The sequence below is a fragment of the Cupriavidus basilensis genome (assembly GCF_000832305.1).
In the GTDB taxonomy this organism is placed as follows: Bacteria; Pseudomonadota; Gammaproteobacteria; order Burkholderiales; family Burkholderiaceae; genus Cupriavidus; species Cupriavidus basilensis_F.
Genome location: NZ_CP010536.1, coordinates 4,137,302 through 4,149,667, shown reverse-complemented (window position 1 = coordinate 4,149,667; position 12,366 = coordinate 4,137,302). Strand labels below are relative to the sequence as shown.

Annotated in this window: 15 protein-coding genes; 12 read left to right on the top strand and 3 right to left on the bottom strand. The window is 63.7% G+C overall.

All coding sequences use genetic code 11. From position 1 onward, the window contains the following. Positions 1-9 precede the first annotated feature (9 nt). The 12 genes from rpmD to dsbD all read left to right on the top strand — a co-directional run bounded on the left by rpmD (position 10) and on the right by dsbD (position 8,458). Positions 10-192, top strand: a complete 183-nt coding sequence (gene rpmD / locus RR42_RS19165; protein ID WP_006160440.1) for a 50S ribosomal protein L30 — start codon at positions 10-12, stop codon at positions 190-192. 22 nt (positions 193-214) lie between these two features. Further along, positions 215-649, top strand: a complete 435-nt coding sequence (rplO, locus tag RR42_RS19160) for a 50S ribosomal protein L15 (protein WP_006160439.1) — start codon at positions 215-217, stop codon at positions 647-649. A gap of 48 nt (positions 650-697) precedes the next feature. Next, positions 698-2,041: a preprotein translocase subunit SecY gene (gene secY / locus RR42_RS19155; RefSeq protein ID WP_006160437.1), complete on the top strand. Its 1,344-nt coding sequence runs from the start codon at positions 698-700 to the stop codon at positions 2,039-2,041. 23 nt (positions 2,042-2,064) lie between these two features. Next, positions 2,065-2,283, top strand: a complete 219-nt coding sequence (infA, locus tag RR42_RS19150; protein WP_006160436.1) for a translation initiation factor IF-1 — start codon at positions 2,065-2,067, stop codon at positions 2,281-2,283. A 31-nt stretch (positions 2,284-2,314) separates the two neighbouring features. Further along, a complete protein-coding gene (rpmJ, locus tag RR42_RS19145) occupies positions 2,315-2,431 on the top strand; it encodes a 50S ribosomal protein L36 (RefSeq protein WP_006160433.1) in 117 nt (38 codons plus the stop codon). A gap of 19 nt (positions 2,432-2,450) precedes the next feature. After that, the gene (gene rpsM, locus RR42_RS19140; protein ID WP_006160431.1) at positions 2,451-2,816 is read left to right on the top strand and encodes a 30S ribosomal protein S13; all 366 of its coding nucleotides are present in this window, start codon (positions 2,451-2,453) and stop codon (positions 2,814-2,816) included. A 24-nt stretch (positions 2,817-2,840) separates the two neighbouring features. Further along, positions 2,841-3,242, top strand: coding sequence for a 30S ribosomal protein S11 (gene rpsK / locus RR42_RS19135; RefSeq protein WP_006160430.1), 402 nt, complete (start codon positions 2,841-2,843; stop codon positions 3,240-3,242). Between the two features lie 307 nt (positions 3,243-3,549). Beyond that, positions 3,550-4,173, top strand: coding sequence for a 30S ribosomal protein S4 (rpsD, locus tag RR42_RS19130; RefSeq protein ID WP_006160429.1), 624 nt, complete (start codon positions 3,550-3,552; stop codon positions 4,171-4,173). Positions 4,174-4,355: 182 nt separating this feature from the next. Continuing rightward, positions 4,356-5,336 (top strand): DNA-directed RNA polymerase subunit alpha, encoded by a 981-nt coding sequence (locus RR42_RS19125; RefSeq protein WP_006160428.1) that lies wholly within the window; start codon positions 4,356-4,358, stop codon positions 5,334-5,336. A gap of 161 nt (positions 5,337-5,497) precedes the next feature. Next, positions 5,498-5,893: a 50S ribosomal protein L17 gene (gene rplQ / locus RR42_RS19120; RefSeq protein WP_006160427.1), complete on the top strand. Its 396-nt coding sequence runs from the start codon at positions 5,498-5,500 to the stop codon at positions 5,891-5,893. A gap of 159 nt (positions 5,894-6,052) precedes the next feature. After that, positions 6,053-6,397, top strand: coding sequence for a divalent-cation tolerance protein CutA (gene cutA / locus RR42_RS19115; RefSeq protein ID WP_043352396.1), 345 nt, complete (start codon positions 6,053-6,055; stop codon positions 6,395-6,397). Positions 6,398-6,568: 171 nt separating this feature from the next. Continuing rightward, the gene (gene dsbD, locus RR42_RS19110) at positions 6,569-8,458 is read left to right on the top strand and encodes a protein-disulfide reductase DsbD (protein ID WP_144409907.1); all 1,890 of its coding nucleotides are present in this window, start codon (positions 6,569-6,571) and stop codon (positions 8,456-8,458) included. A 44-nt stretch (positions 8,459-8,502) separates the two neighbouring features. Here the strand turns inward: dsbD and RR42_RS19105 are convergent, their stop codons facing one another. The 3 genes from RR42_RS19105 to yihA all read right to left on the bottom strand — a co-directional run bounded on the left by RR42_RS19105 (position 8,503) and on the right by yihA (position 11,851). After that, complete coding sequence (locus RR42_RS19105) at positions 8,503-9,771, bottom strand: magnesium transporter CorA family protein (protein WP_043350329.1); 1,269 nt, start codon at positions 9,769-9,771, stop codon at positions 8,503-8,505. 10 nt (positions 9,772-9,781) lie between these two features. After that, complete coding sequence (hemB, locus tag RR42_RS19100) at positions 9,782-10,774, bottom strand: porphobilinogen synthase (protein WP_043350327.1); 993 nt, start codon at positions 10,772-10,774, stop codon at positions 9,782-9,784. 330 nt (positions 10,775-11,104) lie between these two features. Further along, positions 11,105-11,851 carry a ribosome biogenesis GTP-binding protein YihA/YsxC gene (gene yihA, locus RR42_RS19095; RefSeq protein ID WP_043350324.1) on the bottom strand — a complete coding sequence of 249 codons (747 nt, stop codon included), beginning with the start codon at positions 11,849-11,851 and terminating at the stop codon, positions 11,105-11,107. Between the last annotated feature and the right edge of the window lie 515 nt (positions 11,852-12,366).

Below are 12,366 nucleotides of genomic sequence, written 5' to 3'. Positions count from 1 at the left end.
TCGGACGAAATGTCGCAACAAACCGTAAAAGTGCAACTCGTGCGCAGCCTGATCGGCACGCGCGAGGATCATCGCGCCACCGTCCGTGGCCTGGGCCTGCGCCGTATCAATTCGGTGTCGGAGCTGCAGGACACGCCCGCCGTGCGCGGCATGATCAACAAGGTCTCGTACCTGGTCAAGGTTCTGGCCTGAGTCCCGGGACACGGAGAGCAAGATGCAACTCAACAACCTGAAACCGGCTGACGGTTCGAAGCACGCCAAGCGTCGCGTCGGCCGCGGTATCGGCTCCGGCCTGGGCAAGACTGCCGGCCGTGGTCACAAGGGTCAGAAGTCGCGTTCGGGCGGCTTCCACAAGGTCGGCTTCGAAGGCGGTCAAATGCCGCTGTATCGTCGCCTGCCGAAGCGTGGCTTCACGTCGCTGACGAAGGCCTTCAACGCCGAAGTGACCCTGCGTGATATCGAGCGCCTGGAAGCCACCGAGGTGGACCTGCTGGTTCTGAAGCAAGCTGGCCTGGTGGCTGAGCTGGCCAAGAGCGCCAAGGTCATCAAGGCTGGTGAGCTGACCCGCAAGGTTACGATCAAGGGTCTGGGCGCCACCGCTGGTGCCAAGGCTGCGATCGAAGCCGCCGGCGGTCAGATCGCGGCGTAATTTAGCAGCAGATTTCGCAGCATAGGCGAGTCACAGTCGGAGCATCGTTTGGCCACGGCGAAACCCAATGCAAGCACGCAAGCCAAGAACACGGCGAAGTACGGCGACCTGAAGCGCCGGCTGATGTTCCTGGTGCTGGCCCTGATCGTGTACCGCATCGGAGCGCATATTCCGGTGCCGGGAATCGATCCGGAACAGCTTGCGAAGCTTTTCCAGAGTCAGTCAGGTGGCATCCTCGGGATGTTCAACCTGTTCTCGGGCGGTGCGCTGTCGCGCTTTACCGTCTTCGCGCTCGGCATCATGCCGTACATCTCGGCGTCGATCATCATGCAATTGCTGACGATCGTGCTGCCGCAGCTGGAGTCGCTGAAGAAGGAAGGGCAGGCGGGTCAACGCAAGATCACGCAGTACACGCGCTACGGCACGGTGGTTCTGGCCACCTTCCAGGCGCTGTCGATTGCAGTCGCGCTGGAGTCTCAGCCTGGTCTGGTGATCGATCCGGGCCTGATGTTCCGGGCTACGGCAGTGATCACGCTGGTGACCGGTACGATGTTCCTGATGTGGCTGGGTGAGCAGATCACCGAGCGGGGTCTGGGCAACGGTATCTCGATCATCATCTTCGGCGGTATCGCGGCGGGCTTGCCCAACGCGATCGGCGGGCTCTTCGAACTGGTTCGCACCGGTTCCATGAGCATCATTGCTTCGATCCTGATCGTGGCAATCATCGCCGGTGTCACCTTCGCCGTGGTGTTTGTCGAGCGTGGCCAGCGCAAGATCCTGGTGAACTATGCCAAGCGTCAGGTCGGCAACAAGGTGTATGGCGGTCAATCGTCGCACCTGCCGCTGAAGCTGAACATGGCAGGGGTGATTCCGCCGATCTTCGCATCGTCGATCATCTTGTTCCCGGCGACCATCGCGGGCTGGTTCACGTCTGACTCGACGAGCGCTGCCGGCCGGTTCATCAAGGACCTGGCTGCGACGCTTTCGCCGGGACAGCCGGTCTACATCCTGCTGTACGCTGCTGCAATTATATTTTTCTGCTTCTTCTATACGGCTCTTGTGTACAACAGCCGGGAAGTCGCAGACAACCTGAAGAAAAGCGGTGCCTTCATTCCGGGCATTCGTCCGGGCGAGCAGACGACGCGCTACATCGACAAGATTCTTGTCCGTCTGACGCTGGCTGGTGCGATCTACATCACACTGGTCTGCCTGTTGCCGGAATTCCTGGTACTGCGCTGGAACGTTCCGTTCTATTTTGGCGGAACCTCGTTGCTGATCATCGTGGTCGTCACGATGGACTTCATGGCCCAGGTCCAGTCCTATGTCATGTCGCAGCAATATGAGTCCCTGCTGAAGAAAGCGAATTTCAAGGGTAATCTGACCTTGCGCTGAAGCCGGGTCGGTACAGGCTAGGTATGGCAAAAGACGACGTCATCCAGATGCAGGGGGAGGTCCTGGAAAACCTCCCCAACGCGACGTTCCGCGTCAAACTGGAGAACGGCCACGTAGTGCTGGGCCATATCTCCGGCAAGATGCGAATGAACTACATCCGGATTCTTCCGGGTGATCGGGTGACGGTTGAACTGACCCCATATGATCTGTCACGCGCGCGCATCGTCTTTCGGACGAAGTGAAGCGAACAGGAATTGAAGGAAGAGGAAAATCATGAAAGTGCTGGCTTCTGTTAAGCGCATTTGCCGCAACTGCAAAGTTATCAAGCGCAACGGTGTCGTGCGCGTGATCTGCTCGTCGGATCCCCGCCACAAGCAACGCCAAGGCTAATCGGAAAGAGGATTGACGAATGGCACGTATCGCAGGGGTTAACATCCCGAACCATAAGCATACCGAGATTGGCCTGACGGCTATTTACGGTATCGGCCGCTCGCGCGCCCGCAAGATTTGCGTGGCCACCGGCGTTCCCTTTGACAAGAAGGTCAAGGACCTGACCGACGGCGACCTGGAAAAGCTTCGTGACGAAGTAGCCAAGGCCACGGTTGAGGGTGACCTGCGTCGTGAAACCACGATGAACATCAAGCGTCTCATGGACCTTGGTTGCTATCGTGGCGTCCGTCACCGCAGGGGTCTCCCGATGCGCGGTCAGCGCACCCGCACCAACGCCCGTACCCGCAAGGGTCCGCGTAAGGCCGGCGTGGCTCTGAAGAAGTAAAGCCGAAGGCAGAGGAAGAAACTAATGGCAAAAGGTCCGAATAACGCCGCCCAGCGCGCGCGTAAGAAGGTCAAGAAGAACGTTGCCGACGGCATTGCGCACGTCCACGCTTCGTTCAACAACACCATCATCACGATCACCGACCGCCAGGGCAATGCCCTGGCATGGGCAACCTCGGGTGGCCAGGGCTTCAAGGGTTCGCGTAAGTCGACGCCCTTCGCAGCTCAGGTTGCTGCAGAGAACGCCGGCCGCGTGGCGCAAGACCAGGGTATCAAGAACCTGGACGTGCGCATCAAGGGCCCCGGCCCTGGCCGTGAATCGGCTGTGCGCGCGTTGAACGCGCTCGGCATCAAGATCTCGATTATCGAAGACGTGACGCCAGTGCCGCACAACGGCTGCCGTCCGCCCAAGCGTCGTCGGATCTAAGCGCCGGTGTGATACCCGGGCCGCGGGTGAGGTCTTCCTCGCCCTCTGCCCGGTGTGGTAACATCGCACGTTGACCTGCTGCATATGCTTTGCGGCAGGTTTTCGTTTTGCGTTTTTGTGTCTGGCGATTGGCCTGATGGTCCGCCGCCTGATGCTCGTAGTCAGTCATATGCTTTTGCGCGTGCCCTTCGGGGAATGCGCTGGATAAGCCCACCGTCTGCCACTCACGCGTCCGTCGAACGGGCGGAGAAGGCGGACTCGCGGCGCGTCAAACAAGGCGCCGCGATCGATCAGGAAGGAAGATAAAGTGGCACGTTATATCGGCCCGAAGGCCAAACTCTCCCGTCGTGAAGGTACCGACCTGTTCCTGAAGAGCGCGCGCCGCTCGCTTGCAGACAAGTGCAAGCTGGACAGCAAGCCGGGCCAGCACGGCCGCACCTCGGGTGCACGCACCTCCGACTACGGCAACCAACTGCGCGAAAAGCAGAAGGTCAAGCGTATCTATGGCGTGCTCGAGCGTCAGTTCCGCCGCTACTTCGCTGAAGCCGACCGCCGCAAGGGCAACACCGGCGAGAAGCTGCTGCAACTGCTGGAGTCGCGCCTGGACAACGTCGTGTACCGCATGGGCTTTGGCTCGACCCGCGCTGAAGCGCGCCAGCTGGTGTCGCACAAGGCGATCCTGCTGAACGGTCAAGCCCTGAACGTGCCGTCGGCGCAAGTCAAGGCTGGTGACGTCATCACCATCCGCGAGCAGTCGAAGAAGCAAGTCCGTATCGCCGAAGCGCTGTCGCTGGCTGAGCAATCGGGTTTCCCGGCATGGGTTGCCGTGGACGCGAAGAAGTTCGAAGGCACCTTCAAGCAAGTGCCGGATCGCGCCGATATCTCGGGTGACATCAACGAAAGCCTGATCGTCGAGTTGTATTCGCGTTAATCACTCGAATTCTGACCGACACCATCGAACGGCCAGGGGCTTGCGTTTCCCGCCAAGCTTCACATTCAGCCCGACGCGCTGCCGCGCGTCGGGCTTATTGCCCATCGTGCGATGGGATTTTCAGGTTCCAAACGTCAGCCTTATCGGTGTAACGAGCCGAGGGTATTGAAAAGGACAACCTAATGCAAACAGCACTACTCAAGCCTAAAATTATTGCCGTGGAGCCGCTCGGCGACCATCACGCGAAGGTCGTGATGGAGCCGTTCGAGCGTGGCTATGGCCATACGCTCGGTAACGCCCTGCGTCGCGTGCTGCTGTCGTCGATGGTCGGTTATGCCCCGACCGAAGTCACGATCGCTGGGGTGGTCCATGAGTACTCCACCATCGATGGCGTGCAGGAAGACGTAGTCAACCTGCTGCTGAATCTGAAGGGTGTGGTCTTCAAGCTGCACAACCGCGACGAAGTCACGGTTTCGCTGCGCAAGGAAGGCGAAGGCGTTGTGACGGCTGCCGATATCGAGCTGCCCCACGATGTCGAGATCATCAACCCCGGCCACGTGATCGCTCACCTGTCGGCCGGCGGCAAGCTCGATATGCAGATCAAGGTCGAACAAGGCCGTGGCTATGTGCCGGGCAACGTGCGCAAGTTCGGCGACGAAGCGGGCAAGGTCATTGGCCGCATCGTGCTGGACGCTTCGTTCTCGCCCGTGCGCCGCGTTTCGTACGCAGTCGAATCGGCTCGTGTGGAACAGCGTACCGACCTCGACAAGCTGGTGATGAACATCGAAACCGACGGCGTGATTTCGCCCGAGGAAGCGATTCGTCAATCGGCCCGCATCCTGGTGGACCAGTTGTCGGTGTTCGCCGCGCTGGAAGGCACCGAGTCGTCGGCGGAAGCCGCTTCGAGCCGCACGCCGCAGATCGATCCGATCCTGCTGCGCCCGGTCGACGACCTGGAGCTGACCGTGCGTTCGGCCAACTGCCTGAAGGCCGAAAACATTTACTACATCGGCGACCTGATCCAGCGTACCGAGAATGAGCTGCTCAAGACCCCGAACCTGGGTCGCAAGTCGCTCAATGAAATCAAGGAAGTGCTGGCTTCGCGCGGCCTGACCCTCGGCATGAAGCTCGAGAACTGGCCGCCCGCAGGGCTGGAGAAGTAATAGCCAGGCGCGGTGGCGGGTTTCCCCTGCCGCCGCGCCAGGTCATCGCGGCGACCGGCATGTGCCGGCTGCCTTAATAGACTACCGGCCCGCGCCGAACCGGAGATTGCTCCGGCCAAGCGATAGAAGAGCTGGTCAAACATTGCAATAAAGGAATCATCATGCGTCACCGTCATGGTTTGCGGAAACTGAACCGCACCTCGTCGCACCGCCTCGCGATGCTGCGCAACATGTCCAACTCGCTGTTCCAGCACGAGCTGATCAAGACCACCCTGCCCAAGGCCAAGGAACTGCGCAAGGTTGTCGAGCCCCTGATCACGCTGGCCAAGAAGGACACCGTTGCCAACCGCCGCCTGGCCTTCGCCCGTCTGCGCGACCGCGACATGGTCACCAAGCTGTTCAACGAACTCGGCCCGCGTTACAACGCGCGTCCGGGTGGCTACACGCGTATCCTGAAGTTCGGTTTCCGCCAGGGCGACAATGCGCCGATGGCGCTGGTCGAACTGGTTGACCGCCCGGAAATCACCGAAGCGCCGGCTGAAGAAGCAGGCGAATAAGGTTGATTCCGTCCCGGCCCGCTGCGACCGTTGGTCGCGGCGAGCCGCGCGGACACCGCTTACAATCGAGCCAGGCTACATGCCTGGCTCTTTTGTTTTCCGGGGCCGGTGCGCCGGAGTCTGGCCGCGGGGCAGCCTGTGGCCTGGGAGGACGATCTGATGAGCGAAGCAATCTTGGTGATGACATCGCTGCCGGACGCCGAGTCCGCAGGGCGTGTTGCAAGGGCCGTGCTGGAGTCGAGGTTGGCGGCATGCGTGAACCGGCTGGCGCCGTGCGAGTCCGAGTACTGGTGGCAAGGTGAGATCGAAAGCGCACGCGAGTGGCCGCTGATGATCAAGACCACCCAGGAGCGTTACGCGGCGCTGGAGGCCGCGATTCGGCTAGCGCACCCCTACGAGGTGCCTGAGATCGTGGCAATGCCGCTGGTCGCGGGATTTGCGCCGTATCTGGCGTGGGTCGCGCACGAAACCCGAACGACCACGGACGGAGGCGACAGTGCGTAAGGATAGTGGTTGCTGCGCTGACTGACACTGATGCAGGCAATAGGCACTGCGGCCTGGGACTGGCGCCATGAAGCGAGCGCGATGCGGATACAACGAATGACATTTCAAAGGCTGGGCATGAGTTTCGGTGTGAGCGCGAACGCCTCGGGTGGCTGGGGGGCTGGGCAAGCCATGCGGCATGGTGCCGCAGTGCGGCTGTTGATCATGCTGCTGGCCTCACTCTGGCTGTGCCTCGGCGGCATGGCACATGCCGCCGATGACGACTTCTTGCCGCCGGAACAGGCCTTCCGGTTTGCGGCCCATCAGGTCGATGCGAAGACGATCGAGGTTCGCTTCGACGTGGCGGATGGCTACTACCTCTACCGCGATCGCTTTGCCTTTGCGGCGCAGCCGGCGTCCGTCAAGCTGGGTGCGCCGGTGTTCCCGCCCGGCAAGGTCAAGTTCGACGAGACGTTCGGCAAGGAGATGGAAACCTATCACGGCGGGCTGACCATCCGCGTGCCGGTGGAGTCCGCCCCGGCCGACGGCAAATGGTCGCTGGTGGTGACTTCCCAGGGCTGTGCCGACAAAGGCCTGTGCTATCCGCCGCAGGAAAGTGTGTTCAAGGTCGGCGGCGGTGCACTTGACGGATTGTTCGGCAAGCGGGCACCGGCGGATTCCAGCCGCATCGGCAACAACCCGGCCGCGGCAAGCGGCGACGCGGCCGGCCCCTCCCCCGCCCTGCCGGCCCCCACGGCCGACGAGAACGACCGCATCGCTGGCGCCCTGGCCAGCCGCAACCTCGGCGTGATCGCCGCGCTGTTCTTCGGCCTGGGCCTGCTGCTGACCTTCACGCCATGCGTGTTGCCGATGGTGCCCATCCTGTCGTCGATCGTGGTGGGCGAGCACGTCACGCGCAAGCGCGCCTTGCTGGTGTCGCTGTCCTATGTGCTTGGCATGGCAGTGGTCTACACGGGGATCGGCGTGGCGGCGGGCCTGCTCGGTGAGGGCCTCTCGGCGGCGCTGCAGGCGCCGTGGATGCTGGCTGCCTTTGCGCTGCTGATGGTGGCGCTGTCGCTGTCCATGTTCGGTCTCTATGAGCTGCAGCTGCCGCAGCACTGGCAGACCCGGCTGACGGCATCGTCCAACCGCCGCCAGGGCGGGCAGCTTGCTGGTGCCGCAGTCATGGGCGCGATCTCCGCGCTGATCGTCGGACCGTGCGTGACGGCGCCACTGGCAGGTGCGCTGGCCTATATCGCGCGCACTGGTGATGCCGTGGTCGGCGGCGGTGCGTTGTTTGCCATGGCGCTCGGCATGGGCGTGCCGCTGGTGCTGGTGGGCGTGGGGGCGGGCAACCTGCTGCCGCGCGCCGGGCGCTGGATGGAGACGACGAAGCGCTTCTTTGGCTTCCTGCTGCTGGGCGTGGCGCTCTGGATGGTGAGCCCGGTGCTGCCCGCGTGGGCGCTGATGGCGGGCTGGGCTGCGCTGCTGCTGGTTGGCGCGGTCTTCCTAAGCGCCTTCGATTCACTCGGCCCCGACGCGCATGGCCTGGCCAGGGTAGGCAAGGGCCTGGGCCTGCTGGCGGCGCTGGCAGGCGCCATCCTCCTGGTCGGGCTGGCATCCGGCGGCCGGGACCCCCTGCAGCCTCTGGCGCACCTGAGCGCTGCGCGCTCGGCGCCGGAAGCGACGACCGGCGGCGCGTCCGACGTACGGTTCGAGCGGGTCCGCTCGGTTGCGCAGCTGGACGCGCGCGTGGCGCAGGCCGCCGCGGCCGGCAAGCCGGTGCTGCTCGATTTCTACGCGGACTGGTGCGTGAGCTGCAAGGAGATGGAGCGCTTCACCTTTACCGATGAGCGCGTACGGGCGCGGCTGTCCGAGGTTGTGATGCTGCAGGCGGATGTCACCCAGAACAACGCCGATGACCGCGCGCTGCTCAAGCGCTTCGGCCTGTTCGGCCCCCCGGGCATCATCCTGTACGGCGCCGACGGGCGCGAGCGGCCGGTCCGCGCGATCGGCTATCAGCCGGCCACGCGGTTTCTCGACACGCTGTCGCGCGCACTCGATACCAAAGCCAATACCTGAGACGTATCTGAAATACCCGAAGCGCCAGCTTTGGCTAGCGTCGGCTAGCTTTGCTCCAGCCGGCGCCCCAGCGCCCATACCGCGGCCAGCACCACCACCACCGCGCCCATCAGCCCCAGCGACCACCAGAAGCCCTGGGGCTCACGCAGCCACGGCATGCGGTCGAAGTTCATGCCGAAGATGCCGGTGATCAGCGTGAGCGGCATGAACAGCGCGGTGATCAACGTCAGCGTGCGCATGGTGCGATTGGTGCGGTGCGCCACCGAAGAGAAGTGGATCTGCACCGCGGACTCGATCGAGTCCTCCAGCCGGCGCGCATGCGCGAGCACGCGCGAGATGTGCTCCATCACGTCGTTGATCCGCACCAGCAGCGCATCGTCGCGGCCCGCCGCGCCTGGCGTACCTGGCGTGCCTGCAGCGGGTCCTTCACTCGCGATGCTATAGCTGTTGTCGAGCAGGCTGTCGCGGAACTCTTGCAGCGCGTCGTGCTGCTCCTCGCACAAGTGCTCCAGCCGCCGTAGCTCGATGCGGGCATCGAGCAAGCCCTCCCAGCTGGAAAAGCTGCGCCGCGCATTTAGCAGCGCGCGCTGCCACCGGTCGAGCTGGCGCGTCAGCGGCGCACGCAGGTCCAGGTAGCGGTCGACCATGGCGTTGAGCAGCCGCAGCATCAGGTCTTCCGGGCGCGTCGGCGGGCGGATGCCATGCACCAGCGCGGCGTGGCCATTGGCTCGCGTCCTTGACGCCGCTTGCGGCCGTGGCGCCTGGCACAGCTCAAGCAGGCGCTGGCGCACCTGGTCCAGCGTGCGCGATTGCGCGGGCCGTACCGTCAGCAGCACGTTGTCAAAGACGAAGAATGTGACCGGCTGGGTATCGATCTTGGCCAGCGCGGGTAGGAAGCCCGGCGGGTAGCGGCGCGGCTTGGTTGGGGTACCGGGTTTTGCCGCGGGCTGCGGGCCGGCCGTCGCAGTCGTGCTCGTTCCGGATGCCGCAGTCCCCTCTGCGCCTGCCTCGGCGATCAGCCGGCTGGTCTCGAAGGTGAGCTTGCGGAAGATCACCATGTCGTAGACATGCGTCGTATCGAAATACGAGGGGTGCGACGGGTTGGTGGCATCGATGAGATGCAGGTCCAGCACCGGGGCGCCTGTCAGCGCCTGGACGCTGTCGCGCCAGGCCGTCGGCGCGGCGCTGATCTCCTCGATCGGCGTGTCGACCCAGACGAAACGGGCCGCCGCATTGCCGGCAAGGAAGTCACGCGCCGCGTCGAGCGAGGCAAGCGGATGGACCTGGCTTGCGGAAAAGCCTAGCAGCTGCATCCGGGCCGGTTCAGCGCGCAAGCAGGCGAGCGGCGTCGCGTGCGAAGTAGGTCAGGATGCCATCGGCGCCGGCGCGGCGGAAGGCCAGCAGTGATTCCATCATGACCTTGTCGTGATCCAGCCAGCCATTCTGGGCTGCGGCCTTGAGCATCGCGTACTCGCCGCTGACCTGATAGACGTAGGTGGGGAAGCGGAACTCGTCCTTCACGCGCCGCAGGATGTCGAGGTAAGGCATGCCGGGCTTGACCATCACCATGTCGGCGCCTTCCATGATGTCCTGCGCCACTTCACGCAGGGCTTCGTCGGAGTTGGCCGGGTCCATCTGGTAGGTCATCTTGTTGCCTTTGCCCAGGTTGGCCGCCGAGCCCACCGCGTCGCGGAACGGGCCATAGAAGGCGGAGGCGAACTTGGCCGAGTACGCCATGATCCGCGTATGGATATAGCCGCCGTCTTCCAGCGCCGCGCGCACGGCGCCGATGCGCCCGTCCATCATGTCCGAGGGGGCCACGATATCCACGCCGGCCGCGGCCTGCGTCAGCGCCTGCTTGACCAGGATCTCCACGGTGACGTCGTTGATCACGTAGCCATCGTCGTCCAGCACGCCGTCCTGGCCGTGGCTGGTGTACGGATCCAGCGCCACGTCGGTCAGCACGCCCAGTTCCGGGAAGTGGTCCTTGAGCGCGCGCACGGCACGCGGGATCAGGCCTTCTGCGTTGGTCGCCTCGATGCCGTCGGGCGTCTTCAAGGCCGGATCGATCACCGGGAACAGTGCGATGACCGGGATGCCGAGTTTTACGCAGTCTTCCGCCACCGGCAGCAACAGGTCGATCGACAGACGCTCCACGCCAGGCATGGACGCCACGCTCTCACGCTGGTTATGGCCGTCGACGATGAATACCGGATAGATCAGGTTATCTGGCGACAAGCGGTTCTCGCGCATCAGCCTGCGTGAGAAATCATCACGGCGCATGCGGCGCGGACGGTACTCGGGAAATGTGGACATGGCTTGAGAGAGGAGTCGAAAAAGAAGTGCGGGAGTCTGCCGGGCGGCTGGCGCGATGTGGCTGGCGAGTGCCTGGCCAGGCCGCTTGCGAAAGAAAAAATAAACTTTTGATCTCGCCCGCTATCATACTCGCGGACACTCTGCGTTGCGCTTGCGTGATGCAGCGTCCCCCGCTACTCCTCCCTGAGCGGGTACCCGCCCTTAACCGGTGGGAAAGTTCGCCCCCGTTGCTTGCAACGGGGTTTTTTTTGCCGGCTCATTTACCGCATGACTTGTCGATTCGACAACAGGGCGGGCGCAGGGGTGGGTACGCTTTGTGGCGCCAGCAGATCAGTTCGCGGGCGTGTCGGGAGGCGCATCGTCCGCAGCGGTATCTGGTTCCGCTTCCGGTTCAGCCTGCCGCGCAACCGCGGCCTTGTTCTCCTGGGCTGCGGGCGGCAGGGCCTCGGGCAGGGACAGCCAGCCCGCCACCACGCGCTGGGCTTCCTCGATGCCGCGGCGCTTCAGGCTGGAGAACAGCTGCGCGGTCAGGGGTACGGGCGTGTCGAGCTGTTCTGCGTAGCCGGCCAGCACCTTGCGGGTTTCGCGCAGGGCCAGGGCGTTCTCGCTGTTGGTCAGCTTGTCGGCCTTGGTCAGCAGCACGTGAATGGGCCGGCCGGTGGGCAGGAACCACTCGACCATCTGGCAATCCAGGTCGGTAAAGGGGCGGCGTGCGTCCATCATCAGCACCAGGCCGGACAGTTGCGAGCGGGTCTGCACGTAGTCGCTCAGCAACGCTTGCCAATGGAACTTGGCCGACCCCGAGACCTGCGCATAGCCGTAGCCGGGCAAGTCGACGAGGAAAGCGAGCGGGTCCGGCGCCTTGACCGGGGCCACGCCGAAGAAGTTGATGTGCTGGGTGCGGCCCGGCGTGCGCGACGAAAAAGCCAACCGCTTCTGGTTGCAAAGGATATTGATGGCGGTGGATTTGCCGGCGTTGGAGCGGCCGGCGAACGCCACTTCCGGCACGGCCGTGGCAGGCAGGTCGCGCAGATGATTGACGGTAACGAAAAAGCGGGCCTGATGTAGGAGGGACATGCGCTTGGGCGATGGGGCGGGTGGGGGCGGGCTGCCACCTGGATTCAGGTGGGTTCGCCAGCGTCACCGCGCCGATGTGAGTGATGTGGGCGGCACATGTGGCCGCCTTGATGGCCGGGGCTGGCGTCTGGCCGCGTCGCGGCGCGCACATCCTCTATCCGGCACACGATTTATTGTACAATAACGCGGTTAACGGCCTCCCGATTAGGTGGCGCGCGGCATCCTTGGCCGCGCATCTATCTGGCCGGGAAGTCTTGCGTGTCCGTTCCATCGTGGTAGCAAGCCTGTTGGTCTAGTCCCTGTTACGGCGCCGAAGCCTGGTGCCGCCACAAGAGGGCCAACCGGGGGTCTGGGCCTGCTACCGGGATATTCGCACGGTCTGCCGCTCTCGTTCGCATGGGAGCGGTGCCATCCGGCTTTCGCCTGGGCGTTTTCTGGCTTCAGGCGAGCCGGCGGTCCGTCGTGATGAATTTCCGATGTCAAAGCGCCTGTCCATCGCGTCCTCACCGCGGGCA

Bases quoted from the DNA above. Each gene is read 5' to 3' on its own strand.
- RR42_RS19105 (WP_043350329.1), bottom strand. From the start codon at position 9,771: ATGCAGCTGCTAGGCTTTTCCGCAAGCCAGGTCCATCCGCTTGCCTCG.
- rplO (WP_006160439.1), top strand. From the start codon at position 215: ATGCAACTCAACAACCTGAAACCGGCTGACGGTTCGAAGCACGCCAAG.
- yihA (WP_043350324.1), bottom strand. From the start codon at position 11,851: ATGTCCCTCCTACATCAGGCCCGCTTTTTCGTTACCGTCAATCATCTG.
- dsbD (WP_144409907.1), top strand. From the start codon at position 6,569: ATGCGGCATGGTGCCGCAGTGCGGCTGTTGATCATGCTGCTGGCCTCA.
- rpmD (WP_006160440.1), top strand. From the start codon at position 10: ATGTCGCAACAAACCGTAAAAGTGCAACTCGTGCGCAGCCTGATCGGC.
- rpmJ (WP_006160433.1), top strand. From the start codon at position 2,315: ATGAAAGTGCTGGCTTCTGTTAAGCGCATTTGCCGCAACTGCAAAGTT.
- infA (WP_006160436.1), top strand. From the start codon at position 2,065: ATGGCAAAAGACGACGTCATCCAGATGCAGGGGGAGGTCCTGGAAAAC.
- rpsK (WP_006160430.1), top strand. From the start codon at position 2,841: ATGGCAAAAGGTCCGAATAACGCCGCCCAGCGCGCGCGTAAGAAGGTC.
- RR42_RS19125 (WP_006160428.1), top strand. From the start codon at position 4,356: ATGCAAACAGCACTACTCAAGCCTAAAATTATTGCCGTGGAGCCGCTC.
- rplQ (WP_006160427.1), top strand. From the start codon at position 5,498: ATGCGTCACCGTCATGGTTTGCGGAAACTGAACCGCACCTCGTCGCAC.
- cutA (WP_043352396.1), top strand. From the start codon at position 6,053: ATGAGCGAAGCAATCTTGGTGATGACATCGCTGCCGGACGCCGAGTCC.
- hemB (WP_043350327.1), bottom strand. From the start codon at position 10,774: ATGTCCACATTTCCCGAGTACCGTCCGCGCCGCATGCGCCGTGATGAT.
- rpsM (WP_006160431.1), top strand. From the start codon at position 2,451: ATGGCACGTATCGCAGGGGTTAACATCCCGAACCATAAGCATACCGAG.